Annotated in this window: 14 protein-coding genes and 2 pseudogenes; 8 read left to right on the top strand and 8 right to left on the bottom strand. The window is 67.1% G+C overall.

Annotation, left to right across the window (positions count from 1 at the left end):
• The gene (trmD, locus tag AC1DSO_RS05695) at positions 1-738 is read right to left on the bottom strand and encodes a tRNA (guanosine(37)-N1)-methyltransferase TrmD (RefSeq protein WP_477067925.1); all 738 of its coding nucleotides are present in this window, start codon (positions 736-738) and stop codon (positions 1-3) included.
• Between the two features lie 129 nt (positions 739-867).
• Between trmD and AC1DSO_RS05700 the strand changes: the two genes are divergently transcribed.
• Positions 868-2,757, top strand: coding sequence for a ubiquitin-activating E1 FCCH domain-containing protein (locus tag AC1DSO_RS05700; RefSeq protein WP_477067926.1), 1,890 nt, complete (start codon positions 868-870; stop codon positions 2,755-2,757).
• A gap of 132 nt (positions 2,758-2,889) precedes the next feature.
• Here the strand turns inward: AC1DSO_RS05700 and AC1DSO_RS05705 are convergent, their stop codons facing one another.
• Complete coding sequence (locus AC1DSO_RS05705; RefSeq protein WP_477067927.1) at positions 2,890-3,825, bottom strand: isopenicillin N synthase family dioxygenase; 936 nt, start codon at positions 3,823-3,825, stop codon at positions 2,890-2,892.
• Between the two features lie 174 nt (positions 3,826-3,999).
• Here AC1DSO_RS05705 and AC1DSO_RS05710 point away from each other — a divergent pair, with 174 nt between their 5' ends.
• Positions 4,000-4,671: a YiaD family glycine zipper/OmpA-like lipoprotein gene (locus tag AC1DSO_RS05710; RefSeq protein ID WP_477067928.1), complete on the top strand. Its 672-nt coding sequence runs from the start codon at positions 4,000-4,002 to the stop codon at positions 4,669-4,671.
• Positions 4,672-4,696: 25 nt separating this feature from the next.
• On the opposite strand, the pseudogene AC1DSO_RS05715 reads toward AC1DSO_RS05710, so the two are convergent.
• Positions 4,697-4,806, bottom strand: a pseudogene (locus AC1DSO_RS05715) (hypothetical protein); the annotation flags it as partial.
• A gap of 129 nt (positions 4,807-4,935) precedes the next feature.
• On the opposite strand from AC1DSO_RS05715, the gene AC1DSO_RS05720 reads away from it, so the two are divergent.
• The gene (locus AC1DSO_RS05720; protein WP_477067929.1) at positions 4,936-5,991 is read left to right on the top strand and encodes a fatty acid desaturase family protein; all 1,056 of its coding nucleotides are present in this window, start codon (positions 4,936-4,938) and stop codon (positions 5,989-5,991) included.
• A 7-nt stretch (positions 5,992-5,998) separates the two neighbouring features.
• Here AC1DSO_RS05720 and AC1DSO_RS05725 read toward each other — a convergent pair whose 3' ends face one another.
• From AC1DSO_RS05725 to AC1DSO_RS05735, 3 genes and pseudogenes are all read right to left on the bottom strand, one after another.
• A complete protein-coding gene (locus AC1DSO_RS05725) occupies positions 5,999-7,903 on the bottom strand; it encodes a monovalent cation:proton antiporter-2 (CPA2) family protein (protein WP_477067930.1) in 1,905 nt (634 codons plus the stop codon).
• Positions 7,904-7,909: 6 nt separating this feature from the next.
• Complete coding sequence (gene kefF, locus AC1DSO_RS05730) at positions 7,910-8,503, bottom strand: glutathione-regulated potassium-efflux system oxidoreductase KefF (protein ID WP_477067931.1); 594 nt, start codon at positions 8,501-8,503, stop codon at positions 7,910-7,912.
• Positions 8,503-8,709: pseudogene (locus AC1DSO_RS05735) on the bottom strand (hypothetical protein). The gene kefF and the pseudogene AC1DSO_RS05735 overlap by 1 nt, the downstream one beginning before the upstream one ends.
• Here AC1DSO_RS05735 and AC1DSO_RS05740 point away from each other — a divergent pair.
• Positions 8,612-9,322, top strand: a complete 711-nt coding sequence (locus AC1DSO_RS05740) for a CoA transferase subunit A (protein ID WP_477067932.1) — start codon at positions 8,612-8,614, stop codon at positions 9,320-9,322. The pseudogene AC1DSO_RS05735 and the gene AC1DSO_RS05740 overlap by 98 nt on opposite strands.
• Entirely contained in the window at positions 9,322-9,963 is a 642-nt protein-coding gene (locus AC1DSO_RS05745; RefSeq protein WP_477067933.1) for a 3-oxoacid CoA-transferase subunit B, read from the top strand. Before AC1DSO_RS05740 ends, AC1DSO_RS05745 begins: the two co-directional genes overlap by 1 nt.
• A 176-nt stretch (positions 9,964-10,139) precedes the next feature.
• On the opposite strand, the gene AC1DSO_RS05750 is transcribed toward AC1DSO_RS05745, so the two are convergent.
• The gene (locus AC1DSO_RS05750) at positions 10,140-11,711 is read right to left on the bottom strand and encodes an ArnT family glycosyltransferase (RefSeq protein WP_477067934.1); all 1,572 of its coding nucleotides are present in this window, start codon (positions 11,709-11,711) and stop codon (positions 10,140-10,142) included.
• Between the two features lie 189 nt (positions 11,712-11,900).
• Between AC1DSO_RS05750 and AC1DSO_RS05755 the strand changes: the two genes are divergently transcribed.
• From AC1DSO_RS05755 to aguB, 3 genes are all read left to right on the top strand, one after another.
• Positions 11,901-14,315: a TonB-dependent receptor gene (locus AC1DSO_RS05755; protein WP_477067935.1), complete on the top strand. Its 2,415-nt coding sequence runs from the start codon at positions 11,901-11,903 to the stop codon at positions 14,313-14,315.
• A gap of 173 nt (positions 14,316-14,488) precedes the next feature.
• A complete protein-coding gene (locus AC1DSO_RS05760; protein ID WP_477067936.1) occupies positions 14,489-15,517 on the top strand; it encodes an agmatine deiminase family protein in 1,029 nt (342 codons plus the stop codon).
• 1 nt (position 15,518) lies between these two features.
• Positions 15,519-16,397, top strand: a complete 879-nt coding sequence (gene aguB / locus AC1DSO_RS05765) for an N-carbamoylputrescine amidase (RefSeq protein ID WP_477067937.1) — start codon at positions 15,519-15,521, stop codon at positions 16,395-16,397.
• 215 nt (positions 16,398-16,612) lie between these two features.
• On the opposite strand, the gene AC1DSO_RS05770 is transcribed toward aguB, so the two are convergent.
• Entirely contained in the window at positions 16,613-17,428 is an 816-nt protein-coding gene (locus tag AC1DSO_RS05770; RefSeq protein ID WP_477067938.1) for an acid phosphatase, read from the bottom strand.
• Positions 17,429-17,728 lie beyond the last annotated feature (300 nt).

The following is a 17,728-nucleotide window of genomic DNA, read 5'->3' on the forward strand; positions in this document are numbered from 1 at the left end:
TCAGTCTCCTTTGGGCTTACCCGTTTTCGGGTCGCCTTTTGCCTGTTGATTGGCGAGATGCGCTTCCCAGAGATCGGGCCGCCGCTCGCGGGTCGTTTCTTCACGCATACTCTTGCGCCATTGGTCGATCCGCTTGTGATCGCCCGACAGCAGCACCTCGGGGATGTCGAGCCCTTCGAACGTCCGCGGTCGCGTGTACTGCGGATGCTCGAGAAGGCCGTCCTCGAAGCTTTCTTCCAGCGTGCTCTCGATGTTCCCCAGAACCCCCGGGGCAAGTCGAACGCACGCCTCGATCACGACCATCGCCGCCGCCTCGCCACCGGCGAGAACCGCGTCTCCGACCGAGACCTCCTCGAACCCGCGGGCGTCGAGCACCCGCTGATCCACCCCTTCGAAGCGGCCGCACAGCACCACGATACCCGGCGCCTTGGACCACTCCCGAACACGCGCCTGGGTCAGGGGCCTGCCCCGGGCGCTCATGTACAAAAGCGGCCGCCCACCCCGCTCCACGCTGTCGAGCGCGGAGGCGATGACGTCCGCCTTGAGTACGGCTCCAGCGCCGCCACCCGCTGGGGTGTCGTCGAGGAAGCCGCGCTTATCCTTGGAAAAGGCCCGAATGTCCAGCGTTTCCAAACGCCACAGGTCCTGCTCCGTCCAGGCGGTCCCGATCATCGAGACGCCGAGCGGACCGGGAAAGGCCTCGGGGAACATGGTCAGGACGGTGGCGGTGAACGGCATCCGGGCTCTTTAGCCGCAGGCGCGCCGAGAGTCGAAGCCGGCGTGCGGCCATCGTTCACCAACGCCGTTTCCGGCTTGTTCACCCTCCTGGGCCAAGTTCAGGCCGAAAAGCTTCGCCCGGAACTCTCCATGTCGACCCTGAGCCGCATCTTCCGCCGCCTGAGCGAAGGCGTTTTCGCTTTCGGCGGCCGTCTGCGGCGCGACCAGCGCGGAGCGATCGCCGTCCAGTTCGCGCTGCTGGCCCTGCCGCTGACGGTGCTGGTGTTCGCCCTGGTGGACCTGGGCCGGATCAGCCTGCAGCGTCGGCAGATGCAGGACGCGCTGGACGCAGCCACCCTGATGGCCGCCCGTTCGACCGCCGCGACGGACGCCGAGCTGGAAGCGGTCGGCGATCCGGCCTTCTTGGCCGAGGTCGCGAACCTGAACATGGGCCTGACCGCCGCGAACGCGACGTTCAAGGCCGGAACCAACAACCACATCATCGGCACGGCCACCGCGACCTTGCAGCCGATCATCATCGGCCTGTGGACCAGCGGCAACTTCACGGTGACGGCGTCCTCGGATGTGGTGCGGTCGTCCAAGAACCTGGAAGTCGCCCTGGTGCTGGACATCACCGGCTCGATGGGCGGCACACGGATCAGCGACCTCAAGATCGCCGCTGCGGATCTCGTCGACATCATCGTCAAGGACACCCAGACACCGTTCTATTCGAAGGTGGCGCTGGTGCCCTACGCGGCCGGTGTCAATGTCGGAACCTATGCGGACGCGGTTCGCGGGCCTGTGCCCGTGCGGACGATCAGCGGCGCGACCTGGCTGGCCGCCGCCCAGTCGATCACGGGGATCACCAAGGCTGGTCCGCCTGTCGTCACGGTCGCCAATCATGGCTACGCGACCGGCGACAGGGTCTACATCTCTGGGATCAGCGGGAACCTGTCCACGCTCAACAACCTGATCTACACGATCACCAAGGTGGATTCGAACAGCTTCTCGCTACAGGGCGCCACCACCAGCAAGAACTACGGCAGCGGCGGCGGCGTGGCGCAGAAGTGCCTGACCAGCGCCTGCTCGATCGTCGTCACCACCAGCACGACGCACGGCTTCATAACCAACGACCAGATCAGCTTCTCCGGCATGGGAGGGCTGACCAGCCTGAACGGCACGACCCGGCCGATCACCAGTCTGTCCACGACGACCTTCGACACAGGTCTCGCCGGTTTCGGGACGCCGACCTATACCGGCGGCGGTACGGCGAAGTGCGAAAGGAGCACCAATCCTGGCTGCACGCAGTTCGTCTATCGGGGATCCGACGGCACCTATCCGGTGGTTCGCAATCTGGGCTCCTGCGTTAGCGAGCGGACCGGACCGGAAGCCTATACCGACGCCGCGCCCAGCACCGCCTTCGTGGGGATGAACTATCCCTCCACCAAAGACGATGACGAACCGTGGACCTATCAGCCCAATCCGTGCCCGACGCCGACGATCATGCCGCTGACCAGCGACAAGACGGCGCTCACGGGCGTCATCAACACTCTGAAGGCGGAAGGCTCGACGGCCGGTCAGATCGGCCTGGCCTGGGGCTGGTACATGATCTCCCCGAACTTCTCCTATCTGTGGCCCAATCCGACGCAGAAGCCGGCGGCTTACAAGACCAAGGATCTAATGAAGGTCGTCATCCTGATGACGGACGGCGCCTTCAACACGCCATACTGCAAGGGCGTGATCTCGTACGAGGCCGGCGGCGGCACTGGCAGCGCCACCGATCACATCGACTGCGCCGCGACGAACGGCAGCCCCTTCACCCAGGCCCGCGAGCTGTGCAAAGCGATCAAGAACGTGGACAATGACATCACGGTCTACACGGTCGGTTTCGACGTGGGTTCGGACGCGACGGCCAAGAGCTTCCTGACCGACTGCGCGAGCGAGCCAGCCAAGGCTCTCTTTCCCAACACCGGCAGCGAACTGAAGACGGCCTTCAAGGCCATCGCCCAGGAAATCTCGTCGCTACGGATCGCGAAATAGGCAGAAGATCCTCCCCCGCGAGCGGGGGAGGCGGCCCAGAGGGCCGGAGGGGGCTAACGCGGCCCACGTCCAGCTCGCCCCCTCAGTCGCTCCGCGACAGCTCCCCCGCGTCGCGGGGAGCATCAAGGCTCCCTAGGCCAGCTTGATCTCGCGCAGGCGCTGCTGAAGGAACTCGTCGGCGGTGATCGACTCCGGATAGCGGTCCGGGTTCTCGGGCGTGACGCAGTTGGCCAGGGTCTTGATCTCGTAGTCCGACGCGAAGTGCAGGAAGAACGGCGTCGAATAGCGCGGCACGTTGCGGCGCTCGGGCGGCGGGTTCTGCACGCGGTGGATGGTCGAGGGCAGGACGTGGTTGGTCAGGCGCTCCAGCATGTCGCCGATATTGACCACGATGCAGCCTGGCGGCGGGTTGATCGGCAGCCACTCGCCGTTGCGGTCCAGCAGCTCCAGGCCGCCTTCTTCCGCGCCGAGCAAGAGCGTGATGGTGTTGATGTCGCCGTGGGCGCCGGCGCGCACGCCCGTCGCGTCGGCCGGGATCGGCGGATAGTGCAGCAGGCGCAGCACGCTGTTGCCGTTCTCGACGGTCGGCTTGAAGAAGTCGCGGTCCAGCTTCAGGTAGGTGGCGATCGCCTCCAGCACCTTGCCGCCCATGGTGTCGAGCGCGTTGTACAGCCAGCTGACGTCGTGCTTGAAGGCCGGGATCTCGGCCGGCCAGACGTTGTCGGCCATGGTGGCGCGGAAGCGGTGGCCGGGCGGCAGGTCGCGGCCCATGTGCCAGAATTCCTTCAGGTCGTGGTGCGTGGCGCCCTTGGCGGTCTCGACCCCGAACGGGATGTAGCCGCGCGCGCCGCCCTTGACCCCGGCATATTGCTTCTTGGTCTCGACCGGCAGGGCGAAGAAGGCCTTGGTGTCGGAAAGGGCCGCGTCGATGCGGTCCTGCGGCAGGTCGTACTCGGACAGCACGGCGAACCCGTAGCGCTCGAACGAGGCGCCCAGCTCCTGGGCGAAGCGCGGGAAGTCCTTGCTGTAGAGGGAGAACGAGACCGGTTCGATAGCGGAGGTGGACACGTCTGCGAGCCTCAAGAAGCGAGCTTGGGAATGAGTAAGTTCATTCTTACTACAACGGACAAGGGACGAAACGAAGACCGTTCGTCACCGTCGACGCGCAAGTATGGAACTTGACCATAAGGTGGGCGTTTGCCCCGCATGACATTGATCTACAACAAACAGACGAGGGTTGCGATGATGCGCAAGATCGCTTTGGCCGCCGTGCTGATGGGCGCCAGCGCCTTGGTCGCCTGCACGACCACCGATCCCTATACCGGCATGCCGGTGCGCAACAACACCGGCACGGGGGTCCTGACCGGGGCCGGGGTCGGGGCGGTGCTCGGCTATCTGACCAACACCAACAAGGGCGAGCAGGGCCGCAAGAACGCCCTGATCGGGGCCGGCATCGGCGCCCTGGCCGGCGGCGCGGTCGGCACCTACATGGACCGCCAGCAGGCCGACTTCCGCCGCTCGCTCGAGGGCTCGGGCGTGATGATCCGCCGCAACGGCGACCAGATCGTACTGGTCATGCCCAGCGACGTGACCTTCGCCGTCGACAAGTCGGACGTGCAGCCGCAGTTCACCCGCGTGCTGGACGACGTCGCCCGCACCCTGAACGCCTACAAGCAGACCACCATCGACGTGGTCGGCCACGCCGACAGCAGCGGTCCCGACGACTACAACCAGACCCTGTCGGAGCGCCGCGCCAGCGCGGTGGCCGGCTATCTGACCGGTCCGGGCCAGGTGCTGCAGGACCGCGTCTTCGTCGCCGGCATGGGCGAGCGCCAGCCGATCGCCGACAACGCCACCCCGGCCGGCCGAGCCCAGAACCGCCGGGTGGAGATCATCCTGCGGCCGCTGACTTAGGCGTCCTGCGAAAACCTCTAGGAGCTTAATTTCTCTTGTCATCCCGGAAGCCTCGCAGAGGCTGTCCGGGACCCAGGGGCCGGCGCAGTGCGGCTGCCCCTGGGTCCCGGCGCTGCGGCCGGGATGACAAGAGGAGAGGCTGTTCCAATCGGGTTCGGATCCTCCGAACCGCTGCGACCTCTCGCCCTTACGAGCAGCAAACAGTTGCTTTTCCCGCGCGCCGTCGCCAATTCGTCACCTTCGGGTAGGCGGCGCGAGGTCGAAGTGAACAAGTTGGCGAGCGAAGGTGTCAGTCTGACGAAGCAGGCCTACGGCCTGACCGAGGACCTGATGACGCCCAACGCGGCCCTCTACTGGATCGACCTCGTGATCTCGGCCGCCCTGATGTGGGGCGGCTTCCTGCTGGCCGCGACGACCTCGAGCCTGGCCGTCGGCCTGGTCGCCGGCCTGGTCAGCGTGCTGGCCCTCTATCGCGGCCTCAGCTTCATCCACGAACTGACCCATCTGCGCGCCGACGAGACGCCGGGCTTCCGCCTGGGTTGGAACGTGCTGATCGGCACGCCGTTGATGACGCCCTCGCTGATGTACGAGGGGGTGCACAACATCCACCACATCAAGGACCGCTTCGGCACCGCCCTGGATCCGGAATACCTGCCGCTGTCGCGGTTCACGCCGCTGAAGCTGGCCGGTTTCCTGTTCGTGGCGCTGCTGGCCCCGCTGGGCGTGATCCTGCGTTCGGCGATCCTGATGCCGCTGTCGTTCGTGATCCCACCGCTGGGCCGCTACGTGAAGACCAGGCTGTCGGCCCTGATGATCAATCCCGACTTCGTGCGCGAGGACCTGAACCGCTGGCGTCCCGAGTGGGTGGCCCAGGACGTCGCCTGCTGGCTGTGGTCGTGGGCGGTGATCGCCGCGACGGTCGCGGGTTGGCTGCCGGCCCGCTTCGCCCTGACGGGCCTGGCCATCTTCGCGGTCGCCACCTTCGTCAACCAGGCCCGCACCCTGGTCGCCCACCACTGGGACAATGACGGCGGCAAGATGAGCCTGGACGAGCAGTTCCTGGACTCGGTCAACGTGCCGCCGCCGAACCTGGCTTCCGAGCTGTGGGCCCCGGTCGGCCTACGCTACCACGCCCTGCACCACCTGCTGCCGCGCCTGCCCTACCACAATCTCGGCAAGGCCCACGCGCGCCTGGCGCAGGCCCTGGGCGCGGATTCGGTCTATCACCGCGCGTCCGAAAAGGGCCTGTTCGAGGCCCTGGCCGACCTCTTCCGCCGCGTGGCCCGCAAGGGCGAGGCCGCCAGGCTCCCGGCGGAATAGGCGAGAGCTACTCCGCCCCCTCCTGCTGGGCGCGCTCCTTCAGTTCCTCGTCCAGGCTGGCCGTATCCCAGGCCCCGCCGGCGTCGCCGGGGCGCATGCGGTGCAGGTCGGCGTCCAGCAGGCGGTCCATGGTCTGGGCCGCGTCGCGGGAGGCCAGGATATAGGCCTCCTCCTGGCCCCACATCGGGCGCAGTTCCTCGAACACCCGCCGGTCGTGGCGGCGGAAGAACGCCGCGGCGCGATGGGCGCGGTGAGCGCGGAAGCCCAGCTTCTGCAGCGCCGTCGAGCCCAGGGCCAGGGCCGACTCGAACGTCTCCCGCTCGACCGCGTCGGCGCCGTTGGCCAGCAGGTCGTAGGCGTGGCGGCGGTCCCAGGCGCGGGCCAGGATGACCAGGTTCGGGAAGGCCTTGCGCGCGGTCTCAACCAGCTCGACGGTCTTCTCGCGGTCATCGAGGGCGACGATCAGCATCCGGGCCCGCTCGGCGCCGGCGGCGCGCAGCAGGTCCAGGCGCGTGGCGTCGCCGTAGTGCACCCGGCGGCCGAAGCGGCGCAGCAGCTCGATCTGCTCGATGTCGCTGTCCAGCACGGTCGACTTGAAGCCGTTGGCCGACAGCAAGCGGCCGGTGATCTGACCGAAGCGGCCGAAGCCGGCGATGATGATGTCGGGCTCGCCCTCGTCGAAGTCGCCGGTGTCGGGAACGACGTCGGGAATGGCCGCGTCCATCAGGGCCGCGACGCGCTCGTAGAGGATCATGGCCAGCGGCGTCAGGGCCATGGACACGGCGACGGCGGCGGTCAGCAGGGCCGCCAGCTGGGCGCCGATCACGCCCGCTCCCACGGTGAAGCTCAGCAGCACGAAGGCGAACTCGCCGCCCTGGGCCAGGGCCGTGGCCACCGCCATCGCCCCGCGCTTGGGCGCGCCGAACAGCAGGGCCAGGCCGTACATGACCAGGAACTTCAGCACCATCAGGCCGACGACCAGGCCGGCCAAGGTCAGCGGCTGGCGCGCCACCAGCGGCAGGTCGACCCCCGCTCCCACGGTGATGAAGAACAGGCCCAGCAGCAGGCCGCGGAACGGCTCGATGTCGGTCTCCAGCTCGCGGCGGAACTCGCTCTCGGCCAGCACCACGCCCGCCAGGAAGGCCCCGAGGGCGGGCGAGAGGCCGACGACCTGCATCAGGCTGGCCACCGCCACCACGATCAGCAGGGCCGCGGCGACGAAAATCTCGCGCAGGCGCGCCTTGGCGATGAAGCGGAACAGCGGGCGCACCAGATAGCGACCGCCGCCGACCACGGCGCCCACGGCTGCGAACACCGACAGCCCCTGGGCCCAGACCGGCAGGTGAGCCAGCAGGCTTCCGCCCCCATGACCGCTGACCTCGCCGTGCGCGCCTGGAGAGACCGTGGCGAGCAGAGGCAGCAGGGCGAACATCGGGATCACCGCCAGGTCCTGCAGCAGCAGGATGCCGAACGCGGCGCGCCCGACGGGGCCCTGTCTCAGGCCTTTTTCGTCGAGCGTCTGCAAGACGATGGCGGTGGACGACATGGCCAGCACCATCCCCACCGCCAGGGCCGTCTGCCAGGGCAGGCCCAGCAGCATGGCGGCCCCGGCGATGGCGAGCGAGGTGCAGACGACCTGGGTGCCGCCAAACCCGAAGATCGCCTTGCGCATGTCCCACAGCGTGGCGGGCTGCACCTCCAGGCCGATCAGGAACAGCAGGATGACGACGCCGAACTCGGCGAACTTCATGACGTCGGCCTGCTCGCCGACCAGGGCCAGGGCGAACGGGCCGATGACGACGCCGGCGATCAGATAGCCCAGCACCGAGCCGAGCCCGAGGCGCTTGGCGATCGGCACCGAGACGACGGCCGCGCCCAGATAGACCAGGGTCTGGGTGAGGAAATTCTCCATGCGCCCTTAAGCCTCCGTTCGCAGCGGCAGCAGCGAGGCGACCCGCGCCTTGTAGCGCTCGGCCTCGGCCTTCAGCGCCGCGTCGTCCTTGACCGAGGCGCCGTGCACCACGAACGGCGTCTCCCATTCCATCCCGCACAGGTGGGCGGTCTGCTCCAGCGGGCGCAGGAACTCGTCCATCGAGAAGCGGTTGTAGCCGTGCATGTGATAGGCCTTGGCGGTGCCGCCGGTGGTGCAGGCCACGAACAGCTTCTTGCCCTTCAGCGCCTCGCCGCCCTCGCCATAGGCGAAGCCGTGCAGCCAGACCAGGTCCAGCCACTCCTTCATCAGCGAGGGGGTCGCGTACCAGAACAGCGGGAACTGCAGGGCGATCACGTCGTGCGCCACCAGCGCGGCCTGCTCGGCCTCGATGTCGATCACGAAGTCCGGATAGATCTCGTACAGGTCCTTGAAGGTGACGCCGGACAGCCCCTTGGCCGCCTTGGCCAGGGCGCGATTGGCGCGCGAACGTTCAAGCGCCGGGTGGGCCAGCACGAGAAGCACCCCGGGGGTCTTGGCAGAGGTGGCGGGCGTCACGGAGCCGGTGCTAGCGTCGGTCATCAGGCGGCCCTTCGGGAAAAATAATTCATCAAGGGTTGAATTTCTTCGTGGCTCGGGCGACACGGTTCGCCAAACGCCGGACTTATAAGGCCGGAACAGGGAGACACCATGGTCGACAAGGTGAAGACGGACGCCGTCGAGGCCCTCTCCGGGCTGCTGTTCGACGGCATGACCATCATGGCCGGCGGGTTCGGCCTCTGCGGAATCCCTGAGAACCTGATCGCGGCGATCCGCGAGGCGGGGACGAAGGACCTCACGGTCATCTCCAACAATTGCGGCGTCGACGGCTTCGGCCTGGGGATCCTGCTGGAGAACCGCCAGATCAAGAAGATGGTCTCGTCCTATGTGGGTGAGAACAAGCTGTTCGAACAGCTCTACCTCAGCGGCGAGCTGGAATTGGAGTTCAATCCGCAGGGCACCCTGGCCGAGCGCATCCGTGCGGGCGGCGCGGGCATCCCGGCCTTCTTCACGCGCACCGGCTACGGCACCCTAGTGGCCGAGGGCAAGGAGGTCCGCGAGTTCGACGGCGAGATGTACGTGATGGAGCGCGGCCTGACCGCCGACCTGTCGATCGTCAAGGCGTGGAAGGCCGACGCCGAGGGCAACCTGATCTACCGAAAGACCGCCCGGAACTTCAATCCGATGATGGCCACGGCCGGCAAGGCCACGGTCGTCGAGGTCGAGGAGATCGTCGAGATCGGCGCCTTGGACAAGGACGCCATCCACACCCCCGGCATCTATGTCGACCGCCTGATCAAGGGCGCCCAGTTCGAGAAGCGCATCGAGCGGGTCACCACCCGCCAGAAGGAGACCGCGTAATGGCCTGGACGCGCGACGAGATGGCGGCCCGCGCCGCCAAGGAGCTGCGGGACGGCTTCTACGTCAACCTGGGCATCGGCATTCCGACCCTGGTGGCCAACTACATCCCCGAGGGCATGCACGTCACGCTGCAGAGCGAGAACGGCATGCTGGGCATGGGTCCCTTCCCCTATGAGGGCGAGGAGGACGCCGACCTGATCAACGCCGGCAAGCAGACGATCACCGAGCTGGACTCGAGCTCGTACTTCTCGTCCGCCGACAGCTTCGCGATGATCCGCGGCGGCCACATCGCCCTGTCGATCCTGGGCGGCATGCAGGTGGCCGAAAATGGCGACCTGGCCAACTGGATGGTGCCCGGCAAGATGGTCAAGGGCATGGGCGGGGCCATGGACCTGGTCGCCGGCGTCAAGCGGGTGGTGGTGGTCATGGACCACTGCGAGAAGTCGGGCGCGCCGAAGCTGCTCAAGCGTTGCTCGTTGCCGCTGACCGGCGCCGGCGTCGTGGACCTGCTGATCACGGAACTCGGCGTGTTCGAGATCAACCGCGGCAAGACGCCGGTGAAGCTGATCGAGCTGGCCCCGGGGGTGAGCGTCGAGGAAGTCACGGCCAAGACCGAGGCCGCGTTCGAGGTGGCGGTCTAGCTGGTAACCCAAATAAGAAACACCGACCTCCCCGGCGAAAGCCGGGGCCCAGATCGAACCCAGAGGGCTCACCGGTTGGCGCTGAGCGGGAGCGCGAACACCCAAACCGCTCAGGCTGAATCTGGGCCCCGGCCTTCGCCGGGGAGGTCGGGGTGTTGGTTTGGCGCGGCAGTCCCTTACTTCCGCGCCGGCTCCGGCGGCAGGCCGGTGAGCGGGTCGCGGGGCAGGGGGGCGAAGCCTTCGGCGATGAACAGGTCGATCCGGCGCGAACGCTTCTTGTCGAGGCGCACGCGGGCGATCTGCAGGCCGGAGGTCGCCTTGAAGTCCTGCTCGATCTCGGGTCGGTAGCCGCCCTCCAGGCTGACGATCAGGGCGCGCCGGCCGTATTGGGCGTTCAGCGGAGCCTCGGTCTCGGCCTGGTTCTGCGGATGGGCCTCGTGCACCCACATGCGCAGCGGCGGCGCGCCAGGCTGGCCGAAATAGTCGCGGCCGTAGTAGGCGGCGGCGTTGTAGACGAAGCGGTCGTCCATCGCCACGGCGCTGACCCCGCCGCGCAGGGCCTGCTCCTCACGGGTGCGGTCGATGATCGCCTGGACGGTCTGGTCCCAGCCGCGCACGCGCTTGAAGCCGTTCGACAGGCCGGTGACGTCGGCCGCCTTCGGATTGACCATGCAGGCCACGAAGAACAGGGCGAACAGGGCCTGGAGGGTCAGGCCGCCGATCAGCCAGCGGCGGGCGTTCCAGCGCACCAGCCAGCCGGCGGCCAACACCGAGCCGGACACGAAGGCCGCCCCGGCCCAGTTGGCGTTGGCGCGCGAGACGAAGGCCTCGCCGGCCACGATGATCAGCGGCGGCGCGCAGAAGCACAGCAGCAGCAGGTCGGGCGAGCTCATGCGCTTCCTGACTCCCAGCCAGATCGCGCCGCCCAGCAGCACGGCGAACGGCAGGGGACCGAACACGCCGAACTGCGAACCGACGAACTCGATCAGTTCACGGAAGTTGAACAGGGTATGGGCGCCCCAGTTGGCGTTCGAGGCCGTGTGCTTGACCGTCGCGAACTGGTGGCTGGCGTTCCAGGCGAAGTTGGGGGCCAGGGTCAGGACGAAGGCGGCCAGGAACAGGACCGCCGCGGCCGGGCACCAGCGCAGCCGCGCCGGCCGGGAAATGACGAAGTGCAGGGCGATGCTGCCCAGGGTGTAGATCGCCGCGTATTTCGACAGGAACGCCAGGCCCAGGGCCAGGCCCATGCCGGCGGCGACGAAGTAGCGGCGCGGGGCGACCGCCTCGGCCAGGTCGACATAGGCCCAGATCGTCAGGGACAGGAAGAACAGCAGCGGCGCGTCCGTAGCGACCAGGCCCGAGGACAGCACCACGCCAGGCATCAGGCTGTAGATCGCCGCCGCGGCCAGGCCGGTCCAGCCGCCGTACAGCCGGCGGGCGATGCGATGGATCACCAGGGCAGTGATTCCATGCAGTAGCGGGGCCGAGAGCCGCACCCAGGCCTCGGCGTCGCCGCCGATGTGGGTGGTCAGCCAGATCAGCCAGGCGATCATCGGCGGCTTGGAGAAATAGCCKAACGCCAGCTCGCGCGACCACAGCCAGTACTGGGCTTCGTCCGGGTACAGCTCGAGCGGCGTGATGAACAGCGCGATCAGGCGGACCAGCGTCAGCCCCGCGACCATCCACAGAGTCGCACGCCAGGCGCGATCTTCGATCGAAAATTCTCGAGATTCGTGAGCGGCTTGCATGACGCCTGATTAACCAAGTAAGAAAAAACTGACCAATTCTTCCGCGTATGCGGGGCTTTATGACGGTTTGGAGGTAGGCGTGGCGTTTCCGTCACCAAACCTTCTAAAACTTTCTGTAAACGGCCCCAACGGCGCAGAACCATGTCGGTCATACGGTGGGCGTGTCGAATAATGAGGGGATCCTTCCACATGAACATGAGAAATTTCGCCCTGGCGACGACCGCGCTGGTCGGTAGCCTGGTCGCCGCGGGCGCCGCGATGGCCCAATCGACGGGTTCGGAAGCCGTCGAACAGGTCGTGGTCACCGCCTCGACGCTGAAGAACCAGAATGGCGCGATCGTTTCGCAGACCATTCCGAAGTCGCGCTCGACCATCACCCAGGAGTTCATCTCCCGCCAGGTGCCGGGCCAGACGATCCTGGACTCGCTGAACCTGCTGCCGGGCGTCAACTTCACCAACAATGACGCCTACGGCTCGGCCGGCGGCGACATCACCATCCGCGGCTTCGACTCGCAACGCATCGCCCTGCTGCAGGACGGCGTTCCGCTGAACGACAGCGGCAACTACGCCATCTATCCGAACCAGCAGCTGGACTCGGAACTGATTTCCAAGGTCGACGTCAACACCGGCACGACCGACGTCGACAGCCCGACGGCCGCGGCCGCCGGCGGCACCGTCAACTACGTGACCCGCAAGCCCGACGAAGAGTTCGGCGGCGTGATCGAAGCCCAGGCCGGCGACGGCAACTTCCGCCGCATCTTCGGCGTGCTGGACACCGGCAAGATCGGTCCGTGGGGCACCACCGCCTGGGTCAGCTATGCCGACGCGATCAACGACGTGTTCAACGGTCCCGGCAAGATCCACAAGAAGCAGTACAACGGCCGCATCTATCAGCCGATCGGCGACAACGGCGACTTCATCAGCCTGATCGCCACCTACAACAAAAACCGCAACAACTTCATCAACCGTATGAACCTGGCCCAGTTCCAGGCCGGTACGGGCATCGGCTACAGCCGCGCCACCTGCAACCGTCCGACCCCGGTCGCCGGCGTCGCCCAGATCGATGTCAACGCGGGCAATTGCTACAAGTACAACATCAACCCATCGAACAACGGCAACATCCGCGCCCAGTCGCTGTTCCATCTGGGTGAGAGCTTCATCCTGACCGTCGACCCCTCGTTCCAGTACGTGCTGGCCAACGGCGGTGGTCGCGGCCTGTTCAACGAAAGCGGCAATGGCACGGGCAGCGGCATCATCCGCGGCAGCGCCCTGACCGGCGGCCAGGACCTGAACGGCGACGGCGACATTCTCGACACCGTCCTGCTGTACTCGCCGAACACGACGAACACCCGCCGCTACGGCGTCACCTCGTCGCTGATCTGGAAGTTCTCGGACAGCCAGAGCTTCCGCGCCGCCTACACCTATGACGAAGCCCACCACCGCCAGACCGGCGAATACACGACGTTCAGCCAGGACACGACGCCCAATAGCGTCTTCGGCGGCAAGGATGGCTACGGCACGCCGATCAAGCTTTCGGACGGCAGCATCCTGCGCAAGCGTGACCGCGTCTCGGTCGCCACCCTGAACCAGTTCTCGGTCGAGTACCGCGGCAAGTTCATGGACGACAAGGTGCTGGTGAACGCCGGCGTGCGTGCGCCGTTCTTCAAGCGTGAACTGCACAACTTCTGCTATCAGGCCGACACCTTCACGGCCTACTGCACCAACCAGGCCCCGACCGCCATCGCCGGTACTGACGACGGCGCCGGCCAGACCCTGGTCACCCTGCCGGGCCAAGGCACGACCCAATACGGTCGTCCGCGCGAGGTCACCCGCAAGTACGACAAGCTGCTGCCGAGCGCGGCCATCAGCTACACCCTGGCGGATCACCAGTCGGTCTACTTCAGCTACGCCAAGACCCTCTCGGCGCCGCGTACGGACGACCTCTACGACCGCAAGCTGACGAACCCGAACCCGGAAATCACCAACTCGTACGATCTGGGCTATCGCTACCAGTCGCCGACCATCCTGCTCAGCGCCGCGGTCTGGTACACCGACTTCAAGGATCGTATCGAACGCGCCTTCAACGAGCAGGACAACATCGCCTTCTCGGTCAATATCGGCGACGTGAAAAAGAAGGGCTTMGACGCCGCGTTCGGCTTCCGGCCGGAAGAGTACCTCTTCTTCTACACCTCGTTCTCGTATCAAGACTCCGAGATCCAGCAGAACATCGCCGGCACCACGCTGGGTTCGCTGCTGCTGACCAAGGGCAAGGAACTGTACGAAGCGCCGAAGTACAAGGGCACGATGCGCGTCGAATACGACGTCACCGAAGCCTTCAGCCTCGGCGTGCAGGCCCAGTGGGTCGGCGAGCGTTGGACCAACCTGACCAACACCGAAAAGGCCCCGCACTACGCGCTGCTGGACCTGGACGCGCGTTACAAGCTGGACGGCTTCGGCATGAAGCGCTCGTACGTCCAGATCAACGTCAAGAACCTGAGCAACGAAAAGTACCTGGGCGACCTGGCGGTGAACCCGTCGGGCAYCGGCCTCGGCCAGCCTGGCTATCCGCGTACGGCCAGCATCACCCTGCACGCCGCCTTCTAAGCTCGGCGAGCAGAGTTCTAGAGAATGGGGGCGGTCCGGTTTCGGGCCGCCCTTTTTCTTTGTCATCCGCGTCTGCTAGTCACAGGCGTCTTGACCCCGGCTCCCTTGACCCGAACCTCTTTGGGGGCCATCTGCGCCCCCTTTCGTTTCCCGCCGCTGCATTGGGCCTTCGAATGACCGTCACCGTTCCCGCCGAGTGGGCTCCGCACCGCGCCATGTGGGTGGGTTTTCCCAGCCACGCCGAGTTGTGGCAGGAAGACCTGGAGCAGGCCCAGCAAGAGGTCGCCGCCCTGGCCCGCGCCCTGGCCGGTCCGGGCGCCGAGCGCGTGCGCCTGATGGTGGTCGGCGACGAGGCCGAGGCGGCCGCCCGCGCCCTGCTGGGCGACACCGGCGTCGAGATCGTCCGCGGCCAGTTCGGCGACATCTGGCTGCGCGACACCGGCCCGATCTTCGTCGAGGTCGAAGGCGCCCAGGGCGGCGGCCAAGGGGGCGGTTCCGCCGCCGCCGCCGGTTTCCAGTTCAACGGCTGGGGCGGCAAGTACAGCCTGGAAGGCGACGACATCGTCGCCGAGCAGATCGCCGCCGCCTCGGGCGCGCCGCTGGTCCGCAACGACTTCATCCTCGAAGGCGGCGCCCTGGACCACGACGGCAACGGCACCGTCCTGACCACCCGCCAGTGTCTGCTGAACGCGAACCGCAACGCCGGCTGGGACGAGGCCTCGGCCACCTCCGCCCTCGCCGACGCCCTGGGGGCGAAGAAGGTGCTGTGGCTGGGCGACGGCCTGCTGAACGACCACACCGACGGCCATGTCGACAACCTGGCCCGCTTCGTCGCGCCGGGTGTCGTGGCCTGCCCGATGGCCTATGGCGTCGACGATCCGAACGCGGACGTCTATGCCCAGACCGCCAAGCTGCTGGCCAGCATGACCGACAGCCGCGGCTCGCCGCTGCAGGTCGTGCGGATTCCTTCGCCAGGCAAGATCCTCGACGAGGACGGCGAGCCGATCCCGGCCTCGCACATGAACTTCCTGATCGCCAACGAGGCGGTCATCGTGCCGATCTACGCCGAGGAGTCGGGCGCCTTCGCCGTCGAGGTGATCAAGGGCCTGTTCCCCGAACGCCAGGTCATCGGCCTGCCCTCCACCGCCATCCTGACCGGCGGCGGTTCGTTCCACTGCATCAGCCAGCAGGAGCCCGCTTAAAATGGCCCGCACCCTGAGCGTCGCCGCGATCCAGACCTCGTACGGCATGGATCTGCAGGCCAATATCAAGAAGACCGAAGGCTTCATCCGCGAGGCCGCCGCCAAGGGCGCGCAGGTCGTCCTGCCGTCGGAACTGTTCCAGGGGCCGTACTTCTGCGTCGCCCAGGAGGAGCGGTGGTTTGCGGAAGCCCATCCGTGGCGCGAGCATCCGGTGGTCAAGGCCATCGCGCCGCTGGCCGGCGAACTGGGCGTGGTGCTGCCGATCTCGATCTTCGAGCGCGAGGGCCCGCACTATTTCAACAGCCTGGTGATGGTCGACGCCGACGGCTCGCTGATGGGCGTCTATCGCAAGAGCCATATCCCCGACGGCCCGGGCTATATGGAAAAGTACTATTTCCGGCCCGGCGACACCGGCTTCAAGGTCTGGGACACGCGCTTCGGTCGCCTCGGCGTCGGCATCTGCTGGGACCAGTGGTACCCCGAGGCCGCCCGCGCCATGGCGCTGATGGGCGCCGAGGCCCTGTTCTATCCGACCGCCATCGGCAGCGAGCCGCACGACCCCAGCCTCGACACCGCCCTGCCGTGGCGGCGAGCCATGCAGGGCCACGCGGTGTCGAACGTCATTCCGGTGGTCGGCGCCAACCGCATCGGCTTCGAGCCGTGGGACGGCTATCCGAACGGCGGCCAGACCTTCTATGGCTCCAGCTTCATCGCCGACCATCGCGGCGACCTGGTCAGCGAGCTGGGCCGGGCCGACGAAGGGATCGTCAGCGCCACGTTTGACCTGGATTTCCTGACGACGCACCGCGCCGCCTGGGGCTTCTTCCGTGACCGCCGGCCGGAGTTCTACTCGGCCCTGGCCAGCGGCCGGCCTTGCTGATCGACGCCGTTCGGGTTTAGCCAAGGGATGACCCGCTGAAGAACACGTGCCGTTCTTTGGCGCGGCGGCAAAACATTCCGACCTCCCCGGCGAAGGCCGGGGCCCAGATTCATCCTGGGTGGTTTGGGTGTACGCGCCTCAGGCCTCGCCAGAGGCTTTCGTGGGTTCGATCTGGGCCCCGGCTTTCGCCGGGGAGGGCGGGTTGAAGGAAGAACTCAGCTCCCCGAACACCCCGCCGGCGGCCCGTTGGCTCGCGACGCCGCCACCTCCGCCCGCGCCTTGGCCAGGTCGCTCATGAACCCGGGATCGTCGTGCAGCCGCGTGACCAGGGCCGAGCCCAGATAGCGGCCGGCCTCGATGTCGCTCTGGAAGTGGACGCCGCAGACGACGCGGCTGTCGCCGAAGGCCTTGCCGCGCGCCAGGATCGGGCTGGCCTGGTCCGGGACCAGTTCGGCGATCACCGAGGCCCAGGCCCAGCCGATCAGGCCGTGGCCCGAGGGGTAGGAGCCGTCGGTCTCGATCCAGGCCTCGCGCGGCACGCAGATCGGGGCGGTGTTGCCGACCGGCGGGCGCGGCCGTCGATAGACCGCCTTGGCCGGCTGGTAGATGCGGGCCGCGTCGTCGGTCATCCGCAGCAGCATGTGGGCCAGGGTCGGGGTCGCCTCGGCGCTGAGGGTGACGCCAGCCGCGCACGAGAAGCTCTTCATGCCGTTCTTGCCCGACAGGTCCGCGTCGGCGATCGCCTGGCTCCAGGCGGGCGTGTTGGCCAGCTTGCGGGTCTCCTTGAACTGGGCGCGCTCGGCCTCGCCGCGGGGAGAGGTCGGTTCGGGCGGCGGGCCCAGGATCACGGTGGCGTCGAGGCCGCCGTTTCCGATCAGGTAACCCGGCGGCGGCTTCACCCAGCCGGCCGAGGGCGCGGTGGTGGCGACGGGAGCCTTGGCCGCGCCGAAGACGTCTGGCGCGTCGAGGGCCGAGCAACTGACGAGCGCCAGGCTGGAAGCCACGGCGGCGATCAGCGCGAAACGGGTCATGGGTAGCGCCCTTGAGGTCATCCGCTCACAGAGAGCGGAGAAAATCGTGCGTCAAGAAAAAGCGGCTCGATCGGCGGAGACGTTACTTCATAGCCCGATCGCGACGCCCGTCCGCGTCCGGATCGCGCTCGCCCATCACGGGGCCGATCGCGCTCGACGGTTCCCGTCGAAGATGAATCGGAGGCCCGTATCCAGCCAAGACGGCGGCCTAGATTGCCGGTCCTCGCGGGATCGGCTAGAACCCCAGGCCTTTGCGGCCGTCTTGAAGGTTTCGAGCGCCCGCTTCTTATTTTGTCGTAG

It is taken from the genome of Caulobacter sp. P4_E5 (assembly GCF_056401555.1).

What these genes read in the sequence shown, in the direction of transcription:
- trmD (WP_477067925.1), bottom strand. Translation starts at nt 738, where the DNA reads ATGCCGTTCACCGCCACCGTCCTGACCATGTTCCCCGAGGCCTTTCCC.
- AC1DSO_RS05700 (WP_477067926.1), top strand. Translation starts at nt 868, where the DNA reads ATGTCGACCCTGAGCCGCATCTTCCGCCGCCTGAGCGAAGGCGTTTTC.
- AC1DSO_RS05760 (WP_477067936.1), top strand. Translation starts at nt 14,489, where the DNA reads ATGACCGTCACCGTTCCCGCCGAGTGGGCTCCGCACCGCGCCATGTGG.
- AC1DSO_RS05745 (WP_477067933.1), top strand. Translation starts at nt 9,322, where the DNA reads ATGGCCTGGACGCGCGACGAGATGGCGGCCCGCGCCGCCAAGGAGCTG.
- AC1DSO_RS05770 (WP_477067938.1), bottom strand. Translation starts at nt 17,428, where the DNA reads ATGACCCGTTTCGCGCTGATCGCCGCCGTGGCTTCCAGCCTGGCGCTC.
- aguB (WP_477067937.1), top strand. Translation starts at nt 15,519, where the DNA reads ATGGCCCGCACCCTGAGCGTCGCCGCGATCCAGACCTCGTACGGCATG.
- AC1DSO_RS05710 (WP_477067928.1), top strand. Translation starts at nt 4,000, where the DNA reads ATGATGCGCAAGATCGCTTTGGCCGCCGTGCTGATGGGCGCCAGCGCC.
- AC1DSO_RS05725 (WP_477067930.1), bottom strand. Translation starts at nt 7,903, where the DNA reads ATGGAGAATTTCCTCACCCAGACCCTGGTCTATCTGGGCGCGGCCGTC.
- AC1DSO_RS05740 (WP_477067932.1), top strand. Translation starts at nt 8,612, where the DNA reads ATGGTCGACAAGGTGAAGACGGACGCCGTCGAGGCCCTCTCCGGGCTG.
- kefF (WP_477067931.1), bottom strand. Translation starts at nt 8,503, where the DNA reads ATGACCGACGCTAGCACCGGCTCCGTGACGCCCGCCACCTCTGCCAAG.